Source organism: Arthrobacter sp. GmRoot5-12, from assembly GCF_059739365.1.
Genome location: NZ_AP046056.1, coordinates 946780 through 970365, shown reverse-complemented (window position 1 = coordinate 970365; position 23586 = coordinate 946780). Strand labels below are relative to the sequence as shown.

Sequence of the window (23586 nt, the reverse complement as noted above, 5' to 3'; positions counted from 1 at the left end):
GGGCGCGGGGCCGCTACACCGGCACCCGGAACATGAAGGTGGTCCCTTCACCCAGCGTGCTGTCGACGCCGATGGTGCCGCCATGTGCCTCGACGATCGCCTTGCTGATGGGCAGGCCCAGGCCCACGCCGGGGATGGCGGTGCGGCGGACGCTGCTGGTGCGGAAGAACTTGGCGAACACTTCGGAGGCGTCCTCCGGGCTCATCCCCATGCCGGTGTCGGCCACGCGGCAGGCCACGTGGCCGTCCTCCTGCGCCAGCGACACCACCACCTCGCCGCCGTCCGGTGAGTACTTGATGGCATTGGACACCAGGTTGTCCAGGACCTGGGAGATCCGGGCGCTGTCCACGTGAGCTTCCAGGCGCTCCGGGGTTTCGGCCCGCAGTTCGACGCCGGCGGCGGCGGCCCGCGGCATCGCGGAGGAGACGCTGCTGCGCACGAGTTCGGCCACATCGACGGCGTGGGGCGTGACGATCAACTGGCCGTTCCTGCTGGACAGCAGGTCCGACACCAGGGTCAGGAGCCGCTCGGAGTTCCGGCGGATGATCTCCAGCATCTCGCGCTGCGGCCCTTCCAGCTCATCGGCCAGAAGGATCTCCACGTACCCGAGGATGGAGGTCAATGGCGTGCGGAATTCGTGGGAGACGCTGGAGACGAAGTCGTCCTTGGCGGTGAGCGCGTTCACCAGGTCCGTGACGTCGCTGAAGACGATGACGGAGCCGCCGAGGTTGCCATCGGAATCCTTCATGGCGCGTGCCGTCGTGACAAAGGCCCGCTGTTCTTTCCCCTCGCCCAGCCAGACGAGGTAATCGGTGAAGGTTTCCCCCAGGACAGCCCGGCGGACCGGCCGCTCCTCCACGGCGACCAGCGTCTTGCGGTCAGGGCCGAAGACCAGCAGCTGTGACTCGTTGGGGTCCGCGATATTCTTTGGCCTGGCCAGTTCATGGTTGGCGCGCTGTTTCCGGTTCATCAGGACGTCGTGGCCGTCGGCGTCGACGGCAAGGACGCCCAGGTGCACGGTTTCCAGCACGGTGTTTAACAGGGCCTCCTGGCGCTTGCTGATGCGCAGGTTGGCCCTCAGCTGCTCGTCTTTCTCCTCCAGCTGCGTCTGCTGGCGCATCATGCTCAGGGTCAGGACGCTCACTGAGACGCCAATGCCCAGCATCATGACCGGCAGCAGGAGCGACCGGGCAAAGTCCTGTGGCGTGTAGTTTCCCTTCACGAGCAACGGCACCCAGATAATGGCCAGCGGTCCCAGGAAGGAGAGCCACAAGGCGGCCCGCGGGTAGTAGCCCGACGCGCAGAGCCAGATGACCGGGAACACGGCCAGCAGGCTGATACCCGCGAGGCTTTCCTGTCCGCCCTCCCGGCCGGCGGCGATCGAGATGAAGTCCAGCAGCGGGATGGCCAGGAAGCTGGTGTAGGGCAGCCGCTCCCAGGGGATGAGGTAGCACAGCGCCATGATCGCCAGCTGGGAGATGAGGAACGTGACGAAAAGGGGGTTGTCCATGGTGTCCGGGAAGAACGCCCAGACCAGCAGGGCCGTCAGGATGGTGGTCACGAACAACGGCATCTGGCTCATGGCCACCCGGTCCGTCAGCCGGTACTCGTGAAAGGGCCGCTTGAAAAACCGCAGCCGTCCGGAGGACCAGGCTGTGGGGTCGCTCATGGGGTGGAAGACGCGGATGTGGGGGTTTGCAGGGCCATACCAGCAGGATATCCGCAGCCAGCTATACTTCTGACGTTGGCACTGAGGGGGCTCTATGAGTGAGGCACGTGTGGGTCTGGTCATCGAGGATGACCACGACATTCGGGAACTGGTTCGCACTGTGCTGACCCAGGCTGGATTCGACGTCTCGGTCGCCAGCGGCGGCGCGGAGGGCGTCCTGATGGCAAAGAGCCTGAATCCTGACGTCATCACCCTGGACCTGGGGTTGCCGGACATCGACGGATTCGAGGTGTCGCGGCAGATCCGCGAGTTTTCGGATGCCTACATCGTGATGCTCACGGCCCGCACCGAGGAACTGGACACCCTGATCGGGCTCGAGTCGGGTGCGGACGACTACCTCACCAAACCGTTCCGGCCGCGCGAATTGCGCGCCCGCGTCGCGGCCATGATGCGGCGGCCACGCTCCGTTCCCGAGCCCGGCGAGGTAACGGTGGATGCTTCCCAAGACGGAACTGCCCACCCCGAGCGTGGAAACTTCAGCCACAACGGGCTGGAACTCAGCTACGCGTCCCGCACGGTGGCCGTCGACGGCAAAGAGATGAACCTGACCCGAACGGAGTTCGAACTCCTGTACGCGCTCCTGGAAGCCGGCCGGACGGTCCGGACCAAGTCCGACCTGGTGCGCAGGCTTCGGGATGAGGATTACGACGTCGGCAGTTACATCAGCGAGGCCGACGAACGTTCCGTCGAGGTCCACATGGGAAACCTGCGCAAAAAGCTGGGCGACTCGCCGCAGCAGCCGCGGTGGCTGCAAACAGTCCGCGGAGTGGGTTATCGCTTGGCGCCCGGGCAGCACTGAGCCTGCAGCCGGTGCGTGGTTTGCCTGCTGCACTGGGTGATGGGCCGCAGGTACGCGGCTGCCAGCCTGGGCAATGCCACCGTCATGTCAGCGTGTCGCGCCTCGGCCCGGATCTCGTTCTCCAGTTCCAGGGCAAGCCCCGCCAGCCGCTCGGCTCCAACCATCTGGCTTGAGGTCTTCAAGCTGAGGACGGCATCCATCGATCCGTCGAGGTCTCCGGTGGTCAGGGCAAGCCGCAAACGGGCCAGCCGTTGTGGCAGGTACTCGATGAAGTTCCCCACGAAGACCCTGCTGTAGCCTTCTTCCTCCTCAAGCTCTTCCCGCAGCCGGTCCAGGACGGACTGGTCTACCAGCGGCCTGGGCGCATCATCTGAAGTGCTCATGACACTCCTTTCTGCTGGAATTGCTGACTCGGAAAACAGGGTGGTAATGCGGAGGTGCTTCGTCTTTTTTCAGGTTAGGACCGTTCCCTTTACCTTGCAGAAGACTCGGCAAGAATTGTGGTTTTCTTGATGGGAGTGCGGTTTGCTGCCCATAGGATCAAGGCCAGTGCTTTCCGCATTGACGTCAACAGCGGCCCAAAACCGCCTTCAATCTGGGGATAGATTGCCGTGTTCCGAACGCTCAGGACCTTATTTGCCGCGCTCTTAATCGTGGCTGGTTTGGCCGTGTCCATAATCCAGCCGGCCAGCGCAGCCACTTCACCTCAAGTTATGCTCAACCCGGCTTCCGGTCCGGCCGGTTCCGCGGTGACCGTTACCGGAACAGGGTTCAAGGTCTCCACTACCGGGACAGTGATTGTGGGTTCCACGACCTTCGCGTTCCAGACCACATCGACGGGTGCTTTCAGTACGGGGATCACCATTCCAGCGGCGTCAACCGGAAACCTCACCATCACTGCCAAGACCTCGTCCATCAAGGCTTCCGCGATTTTCGTGGTTCAGGCTGCCCCGGCTCCAGCACCAGCGCCCGCCCCGCAGCCGCCCACAGTCAGCACGGCTCCCTTGCGCTTCGGAGTGGCAACCGCCGGGGGAGCGCTGGCCGGCACCGAGCTTGACGAGGTGGCCACCCTGGCCGGGGAAAGTCCCTCGATGGTCATGATCTACAAGGATTTCCTGCAGTCTCCGCCAATCACCGAGATGGATGCGGTGCGCTCGCGGGGTGCCACGCCCCTGGTGACCTGGGAGCCGTGGGCTTGGGGCGGCGGGGTGGAACAGCCGGCCTATTCGCTTGACCGGGTGGCTGCCGGTGACTTCGACGCAAATATCACCCAGTGGGGCCAGTCGCTGGCGGCCTGGGGCAAGCCGGTCATGCTGCGCTTTGCGCACGAGATGAACGGCAACTGGTACCCGTGGGCCGAGGGCGTCAACGGCAACCAGCCCGGAGACTATGTGGCCGCTTGGCGTCATGTGCACGACGTTGTCGCCGCGACGGGTGCCGCCAATGTCCAGTGGGTTTGGTCCCCGAACGTGCCCTACTGGGGCTCGACCGACCTGGCCGGCCTGTACCCGGGGGCAGGTTACGTGGACATCGTGGCGCTGGACGGCTACAACTGGGGCACGTCCCAAACCTGGAGCAGCTGGGTTTCCCCGATGGATCTCCTTGGCCCCGGCATCTCCCAGCTCCGCACCCTGGCACCCGGAAAACCCGTCCTGATCGCGGAGACAGCGTCCAGTGAGTTGGGTGGTTCCAAAGCCGCCTGGAACACGGACCTGGTGTCTTATCTGGCCGCGCAGCCGGAAGTGATGGGCTTCGTCTGGTTCCATCTGCAGAAGGAAACGGACTGGCGCATCAACAGCAGTGACTCGTCGGCATCCGCCTTCAAGTCCGCCCTGTGGGCCCGGAGAAGCTAGGGGATAGGGGATAGCCGCTCCGAAACTGCCAGTGGCGTGCTGCCTGATCGCGGCAACCCGTTCATCCTGCCTCGCCAGGATCAAGGACAGTGCCGGCAGCGGCTAAAGATTTCCTCAAGAATTCCTGCGTCAGCCGCCGGCGTCCAGGAAGTTCACCAACTGGGTTTCGAGGGCTGAACGGTCCTTCAGCTCGCACTCCCAGACTGTCAGCACTTCCCAGCCGGCGTCTTCCAACTGCCGGCGCTGACCTTCGTCGCGCTCTCGCGTCCGGGTGCGTTTGGCGGCCCAGAACTCGGCGTTGGCTTTCGGAGCGTGCAGGCCCACCCTGCAGTCATGGAAATGCCAGAAGCAGCCGTTGACGAAGATCACCTTGTGCCGGGCGGCGAAGACGAGATCCGGATTTCCCGGCAGTTTGGTGCCGCCGGACCTGCCGTGCAGGCGGTACCGATAGCCCTTGGCGTGCAGCAACCTGCGGACCAGAAGCTCGGGTTTGGTGTTCTTGCCGCGGATCCGGGACATGTTCCAGCTGCGCTGCTCGGGGGTGAGCTTGTCTGCAGTGGACCTGTCCGCCATCCTTCCAGTCTAGGAGCGGTTAGATCTCCCGTTCCGGCTGTTCGCCGAACACGAAGTGCCGGCCACTGACGGACTTCGGTTCGATCTCCACGTAGAAGTCCTTGAGTGTTGGAACCCAGGTCTTCAGGCCAAGCTCCTCAATGGCTGCGAGCTCATCCGAATTGCTGAGCACCCGCGCTGTGCCCCTCAGGACAACCGACCAGGCCTCCTGCGAGAGGATGCCGTCGGTCTCGAACAGCACCTGGGCGTTGATGGTCAGTTGCGCGAGTTTGTTTCCCGGCGCCGTGCGCAGGTAGACCTTCCGGTTTGAGGTCACGTAATTCACCGGGAAAATGTCCGGTTCCCCCGCAACAGAAACCACCAGCCGCCCGTGCTGCGTTGCCGCCAGCAGGCGCCAGGACTGCTCGTCATCGAGTTCCAGGACGGGATTGCCGTCCGCGTGTTCAAACATCATGCGGCCATTGTTCTACTCGCAGTAGAAATGCGCCAGAGGCTTTGTACCCATCTCCGCCTGTTTGTGACAGGTCCGTCAAGGCTTAACACTTCCGAAACAGGCTTGTGACCGGACTGTCTTTCCTGCTGGATAGCGTCGCACGCAGGGCCGTGATGGCTAAACGCAAACGAAAGCGACGCACCTAATGGGCAACGACACAGACACAACGCAATTACTGGAACCGGCGGCACCATCCAATGCCGCCGTCGTCGGACATTCCCCGGCAACCCCGACGGCAGGCAACACCGCGGCGCTGAACGCCACCAAGGAAAGCCTGGAGGACTACACGCTGCGGTTCGCGCCGCGCTCCTACCGCAAGTGGAGTGCAGGAGTGGTGGCAACGAGCGCGCTGGGCGGCATCGCCTACCTGGCGGACTTCTCGATCGGCGCGAACATCGGGATCTCGTACGGCACTGTCAACGCGATCCTGGGGATCCTGGTCGCAGCCGTCGTCATCTTCGCCACCGGATTCCCCTTGGCCTACTACGCGGCCCGGTACAACATCGACCTGGACCTGATCACCCGCGGTTCCGGCTTTGGCTACTACGGATCGGTGGTCACGAACGTTATTTTCGCGACCTTCACCTTCATCTTCTTTGCGCTGGAGGGCTCCATCATGGCGCAGGGCCTGGAGCTCGGGCTCGGCGTCCCGCAGTGGCTGGGGTATGCCGCCTCCACCGTGATCATCATCCCGTTGGTGATTTATGGGATGAACACCCTGGCCAAACTTCAAGTGTGGACCACTCCGCTGTGGCTGCTGCTGATGGTGGTTCCCGTGGGCTACCTGCTGATGTCCCATCCGGAGAGCATCGACAGCTTCTTTGCGTACACGGGTGCGTCCGGCGATGGCGGACCGAACCTGGCGTCCGTGATGCTCGCAGCCGGAGTGTGCCTGTCCCTGATGGCGCAGATCGCCGAGCAGATCGACTACCTCCGGTTCATGCCGCCGCGTACCGAGGCCAACAAGGGAGCCTGGTGGCGTGCGGTGATCCTTGCCGGGCCGGGCTGGGTGATCTTTGGGGCGATCAAGCAGATTGTGGGACTGTTTATCGCCATCTACCTGATCGCCACACTGGACCCCGCCGCCTCTGCCACGGCCAATGAGCCCGTGCACCAGTTCCTGGGCGTCTACCAGGAGATGATGCCGGCCTGGCTGGCCATGACGCTGGCCGTGGTGCTGGTGGTCATCTCGCAGATCAAGATCAACGTCACCAACGCATATTCGGGCTCCCTGGCGTGGACCAACTCGTTCACGCGCATCACTAAGACGTACCCGGGCCGGATGGTGTTCGTCGTGGTGAACCTGCTGATTGCGCTGGTTCTGATGGAAGCGAACATGTTCGATTTCCTCAATACCATCCTCGGTTTCTACGCCAACTGCGCCATGGCCTGGGTGGTCACGGTGGCGTCCGATATCGCCATCAACAAGTACCTGCTGAAGATCTCGCCGAAGGTGCCGGAGTTCCGCCGCGGCATGCTGTACGCCGTGAACCCGGTCGGATTCGTGTCCATGCTGGTGTCCGCAGGAATTTCCATTGCCGTGTTCTTTGGTGCGTTCGGTGCCGCAATCCAGCCGTACTCGCCCATTTTCGCGGTTGGCCTGGCGCTGGTCCTGCCGCCGGTTCTCGCTGTGCTGACCCGCGGCAGGTTTTATCTTCGCCGCACCGAAGACGGCATTGATCTGCCCATGTTCGACGCCGATGGGAACCCGAGCGACGCCAAGCTCCTGTGCCACGTGACGGGGTTGGAATTCGAGCGGCCGGACATGGTGCGTTCCGCGCAGGACGCTCCCGACGGCGGTATCCAGTACGTTTCTTCGCTCGCCTTGTCGACGGACAAGACAGGGGAGTTGGTGCTCCCAGCCGGAAGATAGGCGCTTTAGTTCTGGCGGTCATTACAAAAAGGAAGCCGGTGCACGTGGTGTGCCGGCTTCCTTTATGACTTCTTCTGTCGCATTCCGGATGGTAGAAACGGAACCGGGTCCGCCTGTGGATAAGTTCGGTCGCCGAATTGTGACGTGGGCTACCCTTAACTCACTGTCCGGAGCAAGCCGTCTTGAAATTTACTGGGGGTACAGCGGCCCATGACATCACAGAACTTCTTTACGTCCCGCGCTGTGCGGTCCGGGGCAGCAGCCCTTGTTATTGGTCTTTCACTGGCTCTGTCCGGCTGCAATTCCGGGGGCTCTCCGGGGCCGGGCGGCACTTCGTCGCCCGTGGCGGCCGAGACGCCCACAGCCAGCACCACGCCGACTCCCACCCCCACGCCCAGCGCCGTCTATAAGCCAGCCGACGCGTCCGGCCCCGCCCAAAACGTGCCGGTTCCCGTGCTGCCGGAAGTAGCCAAGACAGAAACGAAGGAAGGGGCAGAAGCTTTTTCCAGATACTGGTTTAGCGTCCTCAGTTATTCCTACGAAACTGGAGACATTGCGCTATTCGAGAGTATTGCCCCAAACCCGTGCGAGGCCTGTCAGAAGGTCAGCAAAGTGATTAGGGACTGGCACTCGGAAGGGCGGTGGTTGGTCGGTGGGAAGTTGTCGACACCCGTCTCAAACACCACCTTTTCTAAAAGTCAAAATGGCACGTACCAAGTTGCAGTTCAGGTTCACCAAGAGCCCCTGTCGTACATGAGAGCTGATGGGACTGTTGCGCGGACCGACCCGCAGGCGCCAGACCAAGGAAATCTGCTCGTCCTTACTTACGGTGAGGGTGAATGGTCGATGGTAGAGCTCGGAAGCATAGTTGGATAACGATGTCCCTTTCGCGGCTGGTCCCCCTCCTGCTCGTAGTCGTCATGACCCTAGTGCTTCCTGCATGGGCAGCACAGGCGGAGGACGGTGATGACCCAGAATTTGGTGGTGCTTGGAGTCCCGGCCTCACTATGGGGGCACACACTTGGGACCCCGAACGGAAGGAGTTCGTCTCCGTAGACCCGTTAGTGCCCTCTAACGACCCCAACGAGTACAAGTACGAGCTCCAATGCCACCTCGGCGGAGGAGACTTTGACACCCCTTGCCTTGCCCGCCAGCTCGACTGCAAGGACCGGGAGGACGGTGCCAAGGGCATTCCGGTCGTGTGGTTGTCGCGGCCGCGGGGCGTGCCCGGCGCGGTTTGGGCGCATCACTCAGGACCCACCTGCCTTTACGACCCGAAGCCCGAGGACCTCCTGCCCCGGATCGCCGCCGATATCCAGCGCCAGTTCCAGAACCTGCCGGTCAACGCCGGGAAGGTTGTGGCGCAGCCCAGCCCCAATACCCTCCGGGGCGCGGAGACGAACTTTTACGCGGAAGCGATTGAACAGCAGTTCGACATCACCATGTTCGGCCAACAGGTACACGTGGTGGCGACACCCGTCCAATACACCTGGAACTACGGGGACGGCACGGTTTTCGGCCCCCAGCCGTCAATGGGCGGCGCCTTGCCGCAGGACAGGTGGGGCGAGAAGACCCGGACCAGCCACGCCTACGCATCCACCGGAGATTTCCAGGTGGTGCTGACAACCTCGTTCCAAGGCACCTATTCGGTGAACTCCGGTCCACCCCTTCCCATACCCGGCCAGGGCCAGTTCAGCGCGCCCCCGCAAGGGATCAGCGTCTGGCGCTCGCTCACCCGCAACTACGCCGACGACTGCAACGCCAATCCCCAGGGGCAGGGCTGTCCGGGTGCCGGAGCACCACGGTAGGTTCAAAAGCAGGGCAGAACTGGCTGTGATCCCTATCGCACCCGCGAAAGTCCGGAATAGTTGCACGCGCCCCACAGTTGGCAAAGGCAGTACGTCTTCAGCCTTCGAAAGGAACTGCGCATGCTGTTTTCCCCACTCACCCTCGGCGAACTTGAACTTCCCAACCGGCTGGTGATGGCGCCCCTGACCCGCCTCCGCGCCGGTCAGGAAGGCATCCCGGGCCCGCTCGTCGTCGAGCACTACCGCCAGCGCGCGTCCCTTGGCCTCATCGTCAGCGAGGGCACCTACCCCACCCCCGCAGGACAGGCCTATCCCGGCCAGCCGGGCATCGTCACCCAGGAGCAGGTTGCAGGGTGGAAAAAGGTTACGGATGCCGTCCACGCCGAAGGCGGGCGCATGTTCGCCCAGATCATGCACGGCGGCCGGGTTTCGCACCCTGACATCACCGGCGGTCTGCCCATCGTCGCCCCCAGTGCCGTAGCGATTGACGGCGACGTCCGGACGCCGGCCGGCAAGAAGCCTTACCCGGTGCCGCAGGCACTGACCACCGACGAACTCCCCGTCGTCATCCAGGAGATCGTCAACGCCTCCCTGAACGCAATTGAGGCAGGGTTCGACGGTGTGGAACTGCACTCGGCCAACGGTTACCTCCTGCACGAGTTCCTGGCGCCAAATTCCAACATCCGGACCGACAGCTACGGCGGATCACCCGAGAACCGCGCCCGTTTTGTGATCGAAACGGTCAACGCAGTGGTTGCCGCCCTCGGCGCAAACCGGGTGGGCCTGCGCATTTCCCCGGAGCACAACGTCCAGGGCATTGCCGAGACCGACGCCGCGGATGTTCGTGCTACGTACGAAGTCCTCGTGGACAGCATTGCGCCGCTCAACCTCGCCTACCTGAGCATCCTGCACCACGAACCTGCCGGCGAACTTGTCCAGGATCTTCGCGTACGCTTCGGCGGCACCTTCCTGGTGAACACAGGCTTCGGCGTGGTCACCACCCGGGAAGAAGCCGTGAGCCTGGTGGCTGAGGGCCATGCGGACGCCGTGGTGGTGGGCCGCCCCGCGATCGCCAACCCGGACCTTGCCCGCCGCTGGAAGGAAAGCCTTCCGCTGAACGAGCCCGACGCCTCCACCTTCTACGCCGAAGGCGCCACCGGCTACACGGATTACCCCGCCTACCAGGGCTGAGCCGCTTACCAGGGCTGAGCGGCGGATCGGCCGAGCTGAACAAAACGACGACGGCGGCACCCATAATGGGTGCCGCCGTCGTTGGCTGTCTGGGGTGCTGGTCCCGGGCAGCAACACCGGAAGGTCATCCGACGACCTCACGGCTGAAGAATTATGTGGCCCGCCGGACTCCATCGGATGCCGGCGGTGATCAGATGCTACTCCAACGAATGGACTCTTACCAGAGCCAGTTTTGCCGCAAGGAAAAAGCGCTAGAGCACGGCTTCCCGGCCGGTCCCTTCCTTCATCACCAAGCGCCCGTCCTCGATGGACACCAGCACACTCTTGGGCCTGCCGCTGACCTTGGTGATGGCTTTCAGCCCACGGTTGGTGACCTCAACGCCCACCTGGGCACCCTTGGCCGGCAGCTCTACCGAGACCTCTGACGCGATGCCGAGAAGCGGATTCGTGGAAATCCCCACATCCCTGCGCACAGCCTTCCCGTTCACGGTCACGGTGACGTTCGCTTCGTCGAACCCGTCCTGAAACACAACCAGCAATTCCCGCATGGTGGCCTCTTCCTCGAGCATGGGTGCCAGTGATGGCTAGTCCACTACAGCACTTTGCGCGTCCCAGGGGAATACCTGCTTTTCCCTATGGCGCCTCAGCGAGTACGGCGGCGGTGGAGCCCCGCAGGCCGGTAAGGCAAGATGTTCTGGTGACCCAAATGCCAGGACCTTCCGCCGCTTCCGTCCGCCCCAGCGCATCAGGGGAGGACGAACTCTTTGCCCAGATCGCTGCTGAGCTGGGGGTCAAGGCCTGGCAAGTGAAGGCTGCAGTTGAATTGCTCGACGGCGGCTCGACAGTTCCGTTCATCGCCCGGTACCGCAAGGAAGCCACCGGGACGCTGGACGACACCCAACTCCGCGACCTCGACGAACGGCTCCGCTACCTCCGGGAGCTGGCGGACCGCCGTCGTGCCGTCCTCGACGCGATCGAAGCGCAAGGCCAGCTGACGCCGGAACTGCGCAAGGCAATCCTGGCGGCGGACACCAAGTCGCGGCTTGAGGACATCTACCTGCCGTTCAAGTCCAAGCGGCGGACGAAGGCCCAGATCGCCCGGGAAGCATGCCTGGAGCCGCTCGCGGACACACTCTTGAAGCGGCCGGACCTGGATCCCGACCGCGAGGCCGCGAAGTACCTCAACAGCGCGCATTCCGTTGATGACGCCGCCGCCGCGCTCGCAGGTGCACGCTCCATCCTGGTGGAAAGGGTGGCCCAGGATCCCGACCTCGCAGCAAATTTGCGGGACCGGCTGTGGGTCCAGGGCCGGATGGTGTCCCGCGTCAAGAAGGGCAAAGAGGCAGAAGGCCAGAAATTTGCGGACTACTTTGAGTTCGCCCAGGCGCCGGACAGGATGCCATCCCACCGGGTCCTCGCGCTGTTCCGCGGGGAGAAGGACGGCATCCTTGAGCTGGAGCTCGCCGAAGCCGATCCATCGGACGACGCCGCCCTCACCGCCGCCCGCGCCCGCTACGAGTCCGCCGTGGCCAGGTTCCTCGGGGTCGCCGACCGCGGCCGCCCCGCCGACGCCTGGCTGCTGCAGACCGCGCAGGTGGCATGGCGCTCCCGCGTGCTGTCCCGCCTCACCTCTGATCTTCGGGCAAGGTTATTCGCGGCGGCGGAAGACGAAGCGGTCAGGGTGTTCGCGGCAAACCTCCGCGACGTCCTGCTGGCCGCCCCTGCTGGAAACCGCGCCACGCTGGGGCTGGATCCCGGACTGCGCACGGGCGTCAAGGTCGCAGTGGTGGACGGCACCGGCAAGGTGGTGGCCACAGACACGGTCTACCCGCACGCCCCGGCACGCAGGTGGGACGACGCCCTGGCCACCCTGGTGCGGTTGGCGCGGCAGCACGCCGTCGAACTCGTAGCCATCGGCAACGGCACGGCGTCCCGCGAGACGGACAAATTGGCTGCCGAACTGATCAAGCTCCTCCCGGACGTGGACCGGAAACCGCAGAAACTCGTGGTGTCCGAGGCTGGCGCGTCCGTCTACTCTGCTTCCGCGCTCGCCGCCGCGGAACTGCCGGGAATGGACGTTTCGCTCCGGGGCGCCGTTTCCATTGCCCGGCGGCTGCAGGATCCGCTGGCCGAACTCGTGAAGATCGACCCCAAATCCATCGGCGTGGGCCAGTACCAGCACGACGTGACGGCGTCGAAGCTGGACCGCAGCCTGGACGCCGTCGTGGAGGACTGCGTCAACGCCGTGGGTGTTGACGTCAACACCGCCTCGCCCGCGCTGCTGAGCCGGGTGGCCGGCGTCGGTCCTTTGCTGAGCGAAAACATTGTGGCCTACCGGAACGAGCACGGACCCTTCAACAAGCGCACCGACCTCAAGAAGGTACCGCGGCTGGGCGCGAAGGCCTTCGAACAGTGTGCCGGCTTCCTGAGGATCTCCGGAGGAGCCGAGCCGTTGGACGCGTCGAGCGTGCACCCGGAGGCATACGCCGTCGCGCGCAAGGTTTTGAAGGCCGCGGGCGCGGCCCCGGCGTCGTCCCTGGACCCACAGAAGTTCGTTGACGATACCTTCGGTCTGCCGACGGTCAGGGACATCTTGGCTGAGCTGGACAAACCGGGGCGCGACCCCCGGCCCGCCTTTGCCGCCGCCACCTTCTCGGAGGGGATCGAAAAGATCGCTGACCTGTTGCCGGGCATGATTCTCGAAGGAACCGTGACCAACGTTGCGGCGTTTGGTGCCTTCGTGGACATCGGAGTCCACCAGGACGGCCTGGTCCACGTCTCCGCCCTGGCCAACCGCTTTGTGTCCGATCCGCGCGAGGTGGTGAAGTCCGGCCAGGTGGTCAAGGTCAAGGTCCTGGAAGCTGATCCTGAGCGGAAGCGGATTTCGTTGACCCTAAGGCTCGACGACGAACCGGCCAGCGGCGGTGCAGGTTCCGGGCGGAGCGGCTCGGCGAAGCCCGGGGCAGGGAGACCGGGCGGGAACGACAACCGCCGGGGAGTGGGCGGCGGCAAGGGTGAGCGCAGCGGACGCCCGGACCGGCAACAGCCAGGGAATCAGCCGTCAGGCAGGACCGCGGGTGGTGGCCGTCCCACTCCTGTAGCCCAGCCCGTCAACACGGCAATGGCGGAGGCGCTCAGGAAGGCCGGCCTGGGCAAGTAGTCCATCAGGGCTTTTGGCAGTGGCGGCTTTTCTGCAAGGGTGGAGTATGACCTATTTCCTGGAGTACACAGTTCCTGCCGCTCCCGGTGATGCCGAGTTCGAGTTCCCGCACGACGAGATCAACACCGGCACCACGGTTCCGCTGACCCAGACCGGCGCCGACGTGGTGCACACGCCCGAGCTCCCGGCCCGTACGGCAATTATCGGAGCTACCGTGCCCGAGGCGAAGCTCGAGGCTGAGCAGCTGATCACCCACAGCCGCGCCTCGGAGGCATCCTTGTACTTCGACCCGTCGAACTCCCTGCAGGCGGGGGTGGGCACGCTGGTGAGTACTTTCAGCGAAGGCCAGGGCTGGCAGGACGTCTAAAGGTTTGCATCAGCCGGATCGTGAGGTTTAGCCGGTGGCGCTGGCGCAGACCAGGCGTGGCCTGCCGAATCTGGTCCGGACTCCAGGCGAGTAGAGGACAGACTCGGGCGGCCCGCCCACACTGATGCCGGCAGCTTTGATGAGTCCGTCGCTGAGCTGGTGGACATTAGCTCCGAACAGTGGCCACGCTTGGTGCGTGTTCGGTATGAAGGCCGTCCTTCCGAAGAAGTGCCCATGCATGCCGAACCTGGCGGTCAGAAAGACTGACAGGGGATCGCCGGCGGCGGCGCGGAGTCTGGGAACCACCGTGAAGTCGCTGCGTGCCGCCGCGCTGCCGAACCGGCGCACGGAGTAGCCCACAGGAAATTCATCAGTGATCGCGGCGGCCTCGACCTCGCTGTGGCCATGCTGGCGCCGGACGACGCTACTGCCGGGAAAAGGCGGCCTTTGCCGGATACGGGACCACACGTAGGGAATTCCCACCGCTCGCGTTGCCAGAACGACGGGCAGCCGGTTCGCATCCAGGCTCAGGAACACTACGCCGCGGGTCCCATTTGGTTCCCGCGAATACAGCCGAACGTTGACCTCGTTGAAGCTCCCCAGATAGGGAATGCCCGGCCCGCGTCCAAGTCCCGCCTGTTCCATGCGGAAACCGATCAGGCCCACCCACGAACTGCCGTCGAACACGTCCGGCCGGACGCCATCGGGCATGAAAGTTGCTGCCTCTTCCTCCGTGATGCGCCAGTGGAGGAAGACTGCGTCGAGCCACCGCTGGTCGGAGAATACCGGCGCAGGAAGTTCCGGTGGCCGCGGCCACACTGCCGGGGCACCCAAGTTTCCGGTCAAGGCCCATGTGCTCCTTCGATTGGCCCGGCTGAATAGGCTCGCTGGACTGATCTAGGCAGAGAAATTCAGCAACGTTCGCACTGATGTGCCCGTCATGCTTGAAGCCTAACTGAGGCTGCCGGTCCCCGGGTGGTGTTGTCGAAGGAAGGGCCGGGCCGGGCCGGAAGAGCCTGATGGCAAGGGGGGTCCCGGCCGGGACTTCTGGGCAACCGTAGTGGCAAGGCCGTCTGGTTCATTCGTGTTGGTGGGGTGGTGGTGGGGGTTTGAAGTAGTGGTTTTGTTGGGGTTTTTGGGTGGGGTCGATGTGGGGTGGGGGGATGAAGGTTGGGGTGTGGTTGGTGGTGGTGATGGTCCATTGTTCTTTGTGGATGAGGTGGTGGTGGTGACTGCAGAGCAGGACGCCGTTGTTGGTGGTGGTGGGTCCGCCGTGTGACCAGTAGGTGATGTGGTGGGCTTCGCACCAGGGTGCGGGGATGGTGCAGTTGGGGAAGGCGCAGCCTTGGTCTCGGGTGGTGAGGGCGGTGCGTTGGGCTGGGGTGAAGAGGCGGGTTTTGCGGCCGAGGTCGAGGATTTCGCCGTTGGTGCCCAGGAGTGCGGGGATGATGTCGGCGTCGCAGGCGATTTTCCGTAGGGTGGTGGCGGCGACGGGGCCGGTGAACGCGAAAGCCCCGGCCCCGGCCCGTGTCCCTGTGCCTGTCCGTGTCCCTGGTGGTGCGGGTATTCCAGGCCGTTCTCCTGTCGCTGTTGCTGTGGTGTGGGTGGGGAAGAGGTCCCGGTAGTGGATGGTGGCGATGATTTGGGGTTTGTTGCCGCCGGTGGTGGGCAGGGTGTTGGTGGCGAGTGCGGTTTTGGCGGCGGTGATGATGCCGTCGAGTTGTTTTTGGGCGCGGGTGCGCCGGTCCAGGTCCGGCAGGTCGGGCGGGGCCGGCTGGGCAGGCAGGTCGGGCACGGCTGCTGTTTCGGCTGTTCGTCCGTGGTGTTCGGTGCCGGTGCCGGGTGAGTCGCCGGTGCTGGTGGTTGGGGTGGTGGTGCGGGGGTTGGTGGCGGTGTTCATGACGGTGAGGAGGTGTTCGTATTGGTCGGTGGTGGCGAAGATTTCGAGGTGGTGCAGGCCGTGGCGTGGTTTGCGGATGAAGGCGCCTTGGGTGTGGCGGAGGGCTTCTTCGGTGGGTTCGGTGCCGTCGGCGTCGATGGTGTCGGTCCAGCGTTGGGCCAGGCGGGTGAGGAAGTCGGGGTCGGTGGTGGTGGCTGCGGTGGTGAGGTGCTCTTCGATCCGGTCCAGGGTGTGCGGGGTGGTGTGGTGTTGGAGCCGGTCCAGGGTGGCGGTGATGAGGGTCGCGGCGTGGGAGGACACGGCCGGTGCCTGGAGGGTGGTTCCGGTGGGCGGTTGCGGGGTGGTCCCGTCCGTGCCGGGGTGGGGTGTGAGGGCGGTGGCGAGGTGGGGCCGGGTTGGCGGGAGTGGTTCGCCGGTGAGGCTGGTGCGGGGCAGGGTGTGCTGGGCGAGGGTGAGGCGGCGGCGTGCTTCGCGGATGGGGATGCGGAGCCTGAGGCGGAGGAACTCTGCGGTGTTGCGGCAGCCGTCATCGGCAGGGGAGGGCACGGCAGGGTGGGTGGTCCTGGCCGCGGCCTGGGTGATGGCCTGGGTGCGGGTCCGGTCCACAGTCAGGGCTGAGATGAGTTGCAGATACTCCACGGTGCGGGCAAGGTTCTCGACCCTGGCGGCGTAATCGGCGGCCTCGATGTAGGTGGCGGTGGCCAGCACGCCCGGGGCGGCCAGGGCGGCGGTGGCGAGTTCTTCGGCAAGTGCCCCGAGGATGGCAGGGCGGATCCCTCCCCGCCGGGGACGGCGCGAAGGCGGGCCGGACTCGTCCGCCGGCTGCCGGCGTCGTCAGCGTTCCCGCCGAGCAACCCACCGTATAACCCGCCGAACGGCCCGTCCAGCTGCTCCCCAATGGCCTCCATAACCCAACTCTGCCAGCCACCACCGACAATCAAGAGCCCCCAAAACCCCTATGTGGAAAACCCAACCCCGGGTGCTCAGCTGGGGGCGGCGGCGGAGCCGGTACGGGCCGCGGCCGGCTCCTTTTGCCAGGGCCAGCGCCCCGTGATTTCCAATTCCAGGGAGAAGCTGAGGAACGTCCTGATCAGCACGATGATAGCCAGCACCCCAACGCTGGCGAACGTGGGTGTGACGGCAACGGTGCGGATGATGTCGGCGGCGACGAGCAGTTCAAGGCCCAGCAGGATGGACCGGCCCAGCAACTGGCGGTAGGACCGGTAGAAACCCAGCTTCCCGGCCCCCGGCGGAAGCTGGTGCGCCTGATGGCCACGGATCGCCAGCGGGAGGGACACCACGGCCCCGATCACCATCACCGCGACTCCCGCAAAGTCGACAAGCTGCCCAACTGCCTCAATGACCTGCCGAAATTCCATGCCCCGCCTTAGCTCGGGCCAGGCATCCCGCGGCCAACCTGGCTGTAACCCATTGGACGGCGGCCTTCGTCACGGATGGCGGATGCCGTTCCCTGCTATGACGTCCCTGTACCCTTCCCGGAACGTGGGAAACGTGAAGGTGAACCCGGTGCTTCGGAGCAGGTGGTTACGGCAACGCTTGTTGCCTCCACGAGCGGGACCGGCGTCACCCACCCGGGGTTCTGGAAGCCCAAGTTCGGCTGCAAGGAACCGCAACACGGAACCCAGCTCGGCCGGCTCATCATCCACGCCGATATATGCCGGCGCGGGCGCAGCCTCCATGGTGGCAAGGTGCACAATGGCGGCCGCTGCATCGTCACGGTGGATCCGGTTGGTGTAGCGCACGTCCTCGGGAACCACGGCCGAGCCTGTCTTCACCTGGTCAATCAGCCGCGTCCGGTCCGGCCCGTAGATGCCTCCCAACCTGAGCGCAATACCGGTGGTCCCGGTTCCCGCAAGCCTGTTGTGCAGGAGATCCTCGGCTTCCACCAGCACCCGTCCGGAGAAGCCGCCCGGATCCGGCGCCGTGGATTCATCCACCCAGCCGCCACCCGCATCGCCGTAGACGGCCGTGGAGGAAACAAATAACACCCGGTCCGGGTGCACGCCGTCACGCTCGAGCGCATCCAGGACATGTGCCACACCACGTACATACGCCGTCCGGTATGCCTCTTCCGAGGGGGAATCGGCAGCGACGGCAATGACGACGGCGGTGGTGTCCGCAGGGACTGGCGGCAGTTCGGGCGAGCCCAGGTCCGCCGCAGCACCTTCAATGGCTGCCGGAAGCTTCGCAGGGGACCGGCGCCAGCCCACAACCCTGTGCCCCGACGCAGCGAACCTGAGCCCCGCTTCGGTACCCAGGTCGCCGCACCCTGCCAAAAGAATCGTCACGGCCTACGGCGCCTCAACCGGGAAGAACACGCGCGGATCCTGCAACAGCGCCGGGTACGCGAACGCGGAGCGGTCAATGATCTCCATGACCTCGAAATTCCTGCCAAAGCGGCCGTCATCGAGGGTGATGGGGCGCCCCACGACCTGTCCCACGGCGAACCTGGCTCCGTTCTCGAACGGAACCGCAACCGGCGTCTTCCCCGGGAGGGTCCGGAACGCCTCCTCCTGCGCCGCGCGCTTGCGGGTGGGCTTCTTCTCCTGAGGCTTCGGGGGCGCCTTCTTGGGCGCCCGTGACGGCCGGCGGGACCCGTCGTCCACGTAGACAGGGGAGTAACCGTCATCTCCGGCCGACATCGCGGCCGCGGCCGCAGCGCTCCGGTTCACCGGCGGAAGCGCAACGGTCCTGAGCGACTGGGGGTCGACGTCGTCATGCGGCTCCCGCAGGATCCAGAGAATGTCCCCCTCCGGTTCCTGCGGCAGGAATTCGTGCCGGGGTTCTGGCCAGACGTAGTCCATGTCCGGAATGGCGTCCGGGAAAACGGACGTGTAGAACTTCGGTTCCTTGTGCACCAGCTTGGAACGGTGGCTCAGGTGGAAGTCGGGGTCCCCGAGCCAGGGCGGCAGGATGATCTTGGCGGCGTAGTCCGGATGGGCAGCCTGCGGCGCAAACTCGGCGATGTTCGCCCGGGTGTTGTCCGGGTGGCCACGTTCGATCCATTCGTCCACCATCGCCAGCCCATACATGGTGAGGGCCGGCACGTGGCCCATCCACATGCGGATGGCGGGGTGGGTCTGCCAACCGTACCCGGGAATCACCAGGGCGCGGAGGGTCTGCAGCGCTTCAACCCGCTGCTTGCCCAGCCGTGCAGTGTCCAGGGCTTTGGCGCTTTGGCGGAAGTCAGGGTACGGGAGGAAGGTTTGCATCTATTCAGTCTGACGGTCCCCGGCGGAAGTGCCAATTGCTGTGCCAACGGCCACATCGCGGAGAGGTTAATGTCCAAATAGTGGACGCATGCATACGACGTTCAGGTTAAACCACTAAGATCACCGCAACCCCAACCGCGTTTCGGAAGCTCTCTCATGACATCTACACCTGACAAAGCAGTCGCCCACGCCCGCACCGCCCTGCCCCGTTTCGGGCAGATGCTGGCCCCGGAAGCCCAGGGAATCCTGGTCCTCGACGAGTTCACCATCGATCCCGCCGCCGCGCGCAAGGACCAGCACCGGTTCCGCGACGGCATGGCCACCGTGGCCAGGACGGTCCGGCGGATCGCCGCCCTTCGCGTGGTCATCGCGCTCGTGGCCATCGGCAACCTGCCCCTGTTCCTGCTGTCCAGCGGCGTGTGGATCTACGGAGTCTCACTCGCCCTGGTCGTTGCGGTCCACGCAGCAGTGACGCTGCTCAACCGGCACGAACCGCGGCTCAAGCAGCGCTCCGCCCTGGAACTGCACATGCACCGCGAACGCAGCGCCAACTACCGCAAGGTGCGCGACGCCGTGAAATACATGATCGACACCCCCAGCCGCATGAACGAGCACCTCTACCTGGAGTTGCTGGCCGTCAAGCGTGTCGCCCTGAACCTTGCGCACGGCACGGTTGCCCTGCTGGACACCAGCGATGACTCCGCCTGGAAGGTGCGGATCGTCCGCGAACTGCCGGCCAGCTGACCGGCGGTTCCCTGCCGACTCCGGCAGCGGCCCGGGAATTAAAAGAACGACGCCGGCACATCCCTTGTGGGGGTGTGCCGGCGTCGTCTTTTGGTCAACGGAATTTGTCTATCGCCGACCTGTCTGTGTCGCCTTCCAAAAGGCGGGCGGCCAGGGGGCCGCTGGGGATGCCGCCTCAGGCGTTACGCGGGAAGCTGGATGACCTGTCCCTCGAACACGAGGTTCGGATCCGAAATGGTGTCCAGGTTGGCGTCGGCAAGATGCTGCCAGCCGCCCTGGATGCCCAGCTTGTCGGCAACAATGCTTAAGGTATCCCCGGCCTGCAGCGTGTAGGTCTCGCCGCTAAGGGCAACCGACGTAGCATGCCGCGGCGCCGGTGCCTGCTTAACCGGAGCACTTTGAGCCGGGGCACTTTGAACCTGGACGCTCTGCGTGGGAGCAGCCTGGACGGGCGCGCTCTGGACCGGGGCTCCGCCGCCCCCGCTCAGGCCGAGCTGGGACGCGCAGGAGGGCCAGGCACCCCAACCCTGGGAGGCCTGGACCCGCTCCGCTACCGCGATCTGCTGTTCACGGCTGGCATCCGCGGGGGAGCCGGTTCCGCCGTAAGCGGCCCAGGTGCTGGAGGTAAACTGCAGGCCGCCGGAGAAGCCGTTACCGGTGTTGATGGACCAATTGCCGCCGCTCTCGCACTGGGCGAGTGCATCCCAGGTGGAGGTCGGGGTGGCTGCGTTGGCCGCCGTGGCTGAGAGGGCCAAACCTGCCGCGGAGACGGCGGCCAGGGTGACTCCACGGCGTGCGGCAGTACGGAATTTGGTGTTTTTCATGATGGTGATGCTCCTGAAGGCCACCAGCGCTGGTTCCGTCCCCGGAGATCGTCGCGCCACTGCCCGCCCCTGACAAATAGAGGTCACTGTCGGTGGCTGCCGCTGGGCAGTTCTGGTGGAGGCAGCACCGGGCAATCAAAGAGCCCGCCGGGCGGGCATGCATTTCACGCTAGGACATCGCTTGGGCGTTATCAAATCGAGATTCCAGCAGGGGTGTCGGGTAGGTGCAGTGCATCTGCGGGGAGCCGGCGGTCTTTAAGGCGTCGAAGTCCCGGGCAGGCGCAAAACCGGGAGGGGCACTATCCTGACCGGATGGACAACTTTGCCGGCGGCAGCACCATGCCCGAAACCGAAACGGACCCTGCGGAACCCGCAGCCCCTGCCAAGCCCCTCCCGGTGGCAGAACTGCACCTGCACATCGAGGGCACGCTGCAGCCCGAGCTCATCTTTGCCTTGGCCGAGCGCAACGGTATTGCGCTGCCGTATTCCGGTCTGGACGAACTCCGCGAGAAGTATGAGTTCACGGATCTGCAGTCCTTCCTTGACCTCTACTACGCCAACATGGCGGTGCTGCGAACCGAGCAGGACTTTGCGGACATGACCCGGGCCTACCTGGAGCGGGCTGCTGCCGCCGGGGTCCGGCACGCGGAAATCATGATGGACCCGCAGGCGCACCTCTCCCGCGGCATTCCCCTTGAGGCGTGCGTCAGGGGTGTGGCATCGGTGCTGGAGACCTCGGAGGAGGACTACGGTATCTCCACCATCCTGATCGCGGCATTCCTCCGGGACCTGCCGGAGGACTCCGCGCTGGAAGTCCTCGGCCGGCTGCTGGCCATGAATGCGCCCATCGGTGCCATCGGCCTGGATTCGGCCGAAGTGGGAAACCCGCCGTCCAAGTTTGAGCGGCTGTACGCGAAGGCGCGTGAAGCAGGCCTGCGGTTGACGGCGCACGCGGGGGAGGAGGGCCCGGCGTCGTATATCATCGAAGCCCTGGACCTCCTGGGCGTGGAGCGGATCGACCACGGGATCCGCTGCATGGATGACCCCGACCTGGTGGAGCGCCTGGTGGACGAACGCATTCCCCTGACGGTCTGTCCCCTGTCCAACGTCCGGCTCCGTGCCGTAGACACCCTGGCCGACCATCCGTTGCCCGCGATGCTGGCCGCCGGACTCAACGTCTCGGTCAACTCAGACGATCCCGCCTACTTCGGCGGCTACGTGGATGACAACTTTGCGCAGCTGACTTCGGTGTTTGAACTCTCTGATTTCGACAGGGCACGCCTCGCAGCGAACTCCATCCATTCCTCGTTCGCGTCAGAGGAGCGGAAAGCGGAGCTGCTGGCGGAATTGAACGGCAGGGAAGTGTCCGACTGACCGCTGCTGTGTCGGGGGCAACAGCCGGTCTTTCTGCCCGGTAAACTAAGTGCCGCAGGCGTGTCTGGGGAGTGCAGGGCAGCATCCATGCCAGCACTTGAGGGTTATGCAGACAGCCCTTACCCGAGACCTCCGCCTCACTTGCGGCACAATCCGCTTCATAGTCGGTCACGACACGCAGAATTTACCAATTAAAGTCGCGCGATTTAATGGGCTGTTGGCAAGATGCCTAAGACCGATCGCTTTTATATAAGGGGAATCATGGCCAAGTCCACCGCAGAAAACACCTACCTTCGACTCAAGACCGTGCTCGATGTCCTGACCGAAGGCGTGTGGTCCGGCGATGCACTGAATGCAGGCCAGGTCCTGGCGGAAGCAACTGCCCGCGTGCCGTTCAACGAGCATGAGGCAGAACTTCTCAGCGGCGGAATCCCGCGCGGCCACAAGACCCTCACCTCCGCCACCGCCAAGCTGGTCAAGGCCGGCTGGCTGATCAAGGGCCGCTCGGGCTGGACCATCACCGAGGACGGCATGCGCGCTACCGTCGCCTTCCCCGACGCTGATTCCTTCGCCGCAGCGCTCGACGCCGGCACTCCCGTCCCTGCCGATACTCCCGTTCCCACGGCTCCCGAAGGCTTTGTCCGCCCGGTCTCCGCCGCCGCGGCGACGCTGGAGGTTCCGGCCAAGGAGGAGGCTCCGAAGAAGACCGCCAGGAAGGCTCCCGCGAAGAAGGCCGCCTCGGCGGTGGGCAAGGCAGCCAAGGCGATCGAAGACGCCGTCGAACCCGTAGTGAAGGCAGTACGCAAGGGCAAGGCTTCGGCCAAGGACAAGGCAGCAGCAGCCCCCGCTGCCGAGACCTCCGCCGCCACCGAGCCGTTCGAGGGCCCGGACGTTGAAACCCTTCCGCAGCCCGAAGCTGTGGCCTTGGCTGGTGACTTCAACACCATCCTGGGTGCCCCGGAGAACTGGGCACCGCAGTACGACGAAGCGCAGATGGAATTCGATTTCCTGGACCAGCTGTGGAAGAAGAGCGCCGAGCTTCCCGCCGGGTTCTACACCTTCAAGATCGCCCTCAACCGATCCTGGACTGAGAACTACGGTGCCTTCGGCACGTTCGACGGTCCCAACCACGAGTTGCACCACGCCGGCGGCAAGGTGACCATCCGCTACAACCACGCCACCCGCGACATCACCATCAACTAAGGGATGCATCCGCCCGGCCGGGCCGCGCTGACTGTCGTTTCCAAACAACGGTGACAGGTAGCGCGGCCCGGCCGGGACGGCAAGCTGCGGACGAGGAGGTCCACCATGGGTAGGCACGCAGGGCCCGCGCAGGAAAACCCGGCGCAGGCCAATATCCGGCTGGACGCGCGCGTGTCCGGCATGGTGCAGGCTGTGGGCTTCCGCTTCCGGACCATGGGCCAGGCTGAGGACCTTGGACTTTCCGGCGAAGTGAAGAACCTCGACGACGGTTCGGTTTCCGTGGTGGCCGAGGGGCCCGAGCCGAAGGTGCGCCAGCTCCTGGAGTGGCTCAAATCCGGCCGCACGCCGGGCCGGGTGGACAACGTGGAGGCATCGATATCCGAAGCCTCCGGTCAATTCCGCGGCTTCCGGGCGCACTGAGTCGCTCCCGCGGCAGCGACGTTCCCGCGGCGCCGTCAGGGG

Annotated in this window: 23 protein-coding genes; 12 read left to right on the top strand and 11 right to left on the bottom strand. The window is 64.8% G+C overall.

Annotation, left to right across the window (positions count from 1 at the left end; translation table 11 throughout):
• Positions 1-13 precede the first annotated feature (13 nt).
• Entirely contained in the window at positions 14-1669 is a 1656-nt protein-coding gene (locus AC6JAM_RS04335) for a sensor histidine kinase (protein ID WP_497934142.1), read from the bottom strand.
• Positions 1670-1763: 94 nt separating this feature from the next.
• Between AC6JAM_RS04335 and AC6JAM_RS04330 the strand changes: the two genes are divergently transcribed.
• Positions 1764-2528, top strand: coding sequence for a response regulator transcription factor (locus AC6JAM_RS04330; RefSeq protein WP_186447835.1), 765 nt, complete (start codon positions 1764-1766; stop codon positions 2526-2528).
• Here AC6JAM_RS04330 and AC6JAM_RS04325 read toward each other — a convergent pair.
• Positions 2501-2911: an Hpt domain-containing protein gene (locus AC6JAM_RS04325; protein WP_018769614.1), complete on the bottom strand. Its 411-nt coding sequence runs from the start codon at positions 2909-2911 to the stop codon at positions 2501-2503. The genes AC6JAM_RS04330 and AC6JAM_RS04325 overlap by 28 nt on opposite strands.
• A 330-nt stretch (positions 2912-3241) precedes the next feature.
• Between AC6JAM_RS04325 and AC6JAM_RS04320 the strand changes: the two genes are divergently transcribed.
• On the top strand, positions 3242-4381 hold the full coding sequence (locus tag AC6JAM_RS04320) for a glycosyl hydrolase (protein ID WP_497934141.1): 1140 nt from the start codon (positions 3242-3244) through the stop codon (positions 4379-4381).
• Positions 4382-4510: 129 nt separating this feature from the next.
• On the opposite strand, the gene AC6JAM_RS04315 is transcribed toward AC6JAM_RS04320, so the two are convergent.
• Complete coding sequence (locus AC6JAM_RS04315) at positions 4511-4954, bottom strand: very short patch repair endonuclease (RefSeq protein WP_018769616.1); 444 nt, start codon at positions 4952-4954, stop codon at positions 4511-4513.
• 19 nt (positions 4955-4973) lie between these two features.
• Entirely contained in the window at positions 4974-5408 is a 435-nt protein-coding gene (locus AC6JAM_RS04310; RefSeq protein ID WP_026265824.1) for a pyridoxamine 5'-phosphate oxidase family protein, read from the bottom strand.
• Between the two features lie 184 nt (positions 5409-5592).
• Between AC6JAM_RS04310 and AC6JAM_RS04305 the strand changes: the two genes are divergently transcribed.
• The 4 genes from AC6JAM_RS04305 (at position 5593) to AC6JAM_RS04290 (ending at position 10319) form a co-directional block, all read left to right on the top strand.
• Complete coding sequence (locus AC6JAM_RS04305; RefSeq protein ID WP_497934140.1) at positions 5593-7320, top strand: purine-cytosine permease family protein; 1728 nt, start codon at positions 5593-5595, stop codon at positions 7318-7320.
• A gap of 210 nt (positions 7321-7530) precedes the next feature.
• On the top strand, positions 7531-8196 hold the full coding sequence (locus AC6JAM_RS04300) for a DUF6318 family protein (protein ID WP_497934139.1): 666 nt from the start codon (positions 7531-7533) through the stop codon (positions 8194-8196).
• 188 nt (positions 8197-8384) lie between these two features.
• A complete protein-coding gene (locus AC6JAM_RS04295) occupies positions 8385-9128 on the top strand; it encodes a PKD domain-containing protein (protein ID WP_497934138.1) in 744 nt (247 codons plus the stop codon).
• A gap of 120 nt (positions 9129-9248) precedes the next feature.
• On the top strand, positions 9249-10319 hold the full coding sequence (locus tag AC6JAM_RS04290; RefSeq protein ID WP_134165609.1) for an alkene reductase: 1071 nt from the start codon (positions 9249-9251) through the stop codon (positions 10317-10319).
• A gap of 251 nt (positions 10320-10570) precedes the next feature.
• On the opposite strand, the gene AC6JAM_RS04285 is transcribed toward AC6JAM_RS04290, so the two are convergent.
• A complete protein-coding gene (locus AC6JAM_RS04285; protein ID WP_018769621.1) occupies positions 10571-10888 on the bottom strand; it encodes a hypothetical protein in 318 nt (105 codons plus the stop codon).
• 137 nt (positions 10889-11025) lie between these two features.
• On the opposite strand from AC6JAM_RS04285, the gene AC6JAM_RS04280 reads away from it, so the two are divergent.
• Together AC6JAM_RS04280 and AC6JAM_RS04275 are read left to right on the top strand one after the other, a co-directional pair.
• On the top strand, positions 11026-13479 hold the full coding sequence (locus tag AC6JAM_RS04280; RefSeq protein ID WP_497935904.1) for a Tex family protein: 2454 nt from the start codon (positions 11026-11028) through the stop codon (positions 13477-13479).
• A 46-nt stretch (positions 13480-13525) separates the two neighbouring features.
• Positions 13526-13846: a hypothetical protein gene (locus tag AC6JAM_RS04275; protein WP_018769623.1), complete on the top strand. Its 321-nt coding sequence runs from the start codon at positions 13526-13528 to the stop codon at positions 13844-13846.
• A 27-nt stretch (positions 13847-13873) separates the two neighbouring features.
• Here the strand turns inward: AC6JAM_RS04275 and AC6JAM_RS04270 are convergent, their stop codons facing one another.
• From AC6JAM_RS04270 to AC6JAM_RS04250, 5 genes are all read right to left on the bottom strand, one after another.
• The gene (locus tag AC6JAM_RS04270; RefSeq protein ID WP_223993952.1) at positions 13874-14692 is read right to left on the bottom strand and encodes a YqjF family protein; all 819 of its coding nucleotides are present in this window, start codon (positions 14690-14692) and stop codon (positions 13874-13876) included.
• 232 nt (positions 14693-14924) lie between these two features.
• The gene (locus AC6JAM_RS04265) at positions 14925-16454 is read right to left on the bottom strand and encodes an HNH endonuclease signature motif containing protein (RefSeq protein WP_497934136.1); all 1530 of its coding nucleotides are present in this window, start codon (positions 16452-16454) and stop codon (positions 14925-14927) included.
• A 275-nt stretch (positions 16455-16729) separates the two neighbouring features.
• Positions 16730-17125, bottom strand: a complete 396-nt coding sequence (locus tag AC6JAM_RS04260) for a DUF1622 domain-containing protein (RefSeq protein WP_223993955.1) — start codon at positions 17123-17125, stop codon at positions 16730-16732.
• 69 nt (positions 17126-17194) lie between these two features.
• Entirely contained in the window at positions 17195-18055 is an 861-nt protein-coding gene (locus AC6JAM_RS04255; protein WP_144601316.1) for an SDR family oxidoreductase, read from the bottom strand.
• A 3-nt stretch (positions 18056-18058) separates the two neighbouring features.
• Positions 18059-18979: an MSMEG_6728 family protein gene (locus tag AC6JAM_RS04250; protein ID WP_142068461.1), complete on the bottom strand. Its 921-nt coding sequence runs from the start codon at positions 18977-18979 to the stop codon at positions 18059-18061.
• A 156-nt stretch (positions 18980-19135) separates the two neighbouring features.
• Here AC6JAM_RS04250 and AC6JAM_RS04245 point away from each other — a divergent pair, with 156 nt between their 5' ends.
• Positions 19136-19723 carry a hypothetical protein gene (locus tag AC6JAM_RS04245; RefSeq protein ID WP_018771396.1) on the top strand — a complete coding sequence of 196 codons (588 nt, stop codon included), beginning with the start codon at positions 19136-19138 and terminating at the stop codon, positions 19721-19723.
• A 182-nt stretch (positions 19724-19905) separates the two neighbouring features.
• Here the strand turns inward: AC6JAM_RS04245 and AC6JAM_RS04240 are convergent, their stop codons facing one another.
• Positions 19906-20547 carry a LysM peptidoglycan-binding domain-containing protein gene (locus tag AC6JAM_RS04240; RefSeq protein WP_056389450.1) on the bottom strand — a complete coding sequence of 214 codons (642 nt, stop codon included), beginning with the start codon at positions 20545-20547 and terminating at the stop codon, positions 19906-19908.
• 312 nt (positions 20548-20859) lie between these two features.
• On the opposite strand from AC6JAM_RS04240, the gene AC6JAM_RS04235 reads away from it, so the two are divergent.
• The 3 genes from AC6JAM_RS04235 (at position 20860) to AC6JAM_RS04225 (ending at position 23544) form a co-directional block, all read left to right on the top strand.
• Positions 20860-21921: an adenosine deaminase gene (locus AC6JAM_RS04235; RefSeq protein ID WP_186447840.1), complete on the top strand. Its 1062-nt coding sequence runs from the start codon at positions 20860-20862 to the stop codon at positions 21919-21921.
• Positions 21922-22182: 261 nt separating this feature from the next.
• Positions 22183-23124, top strand: coding sequence for a pullulanase X25 domain-containing protein (locus AC6JAM_RS04230; protein WP_018771393.1), 942 nt, complete (start codon positions 22183-22185; stop codon positions 23122-23124).
• Between the two features lie 105 nt (positions 23125-23229).
• Entirely contained in the window at positions 23230-23544 is a 315-nt protein-coding gene (locus AC6JAM_RS04225; RefSeq protein WP_056389332.1) for an acylphosphatase, read from the top strand.
• Positions 23545-23586: the final 42 nt, after the last annotated feature.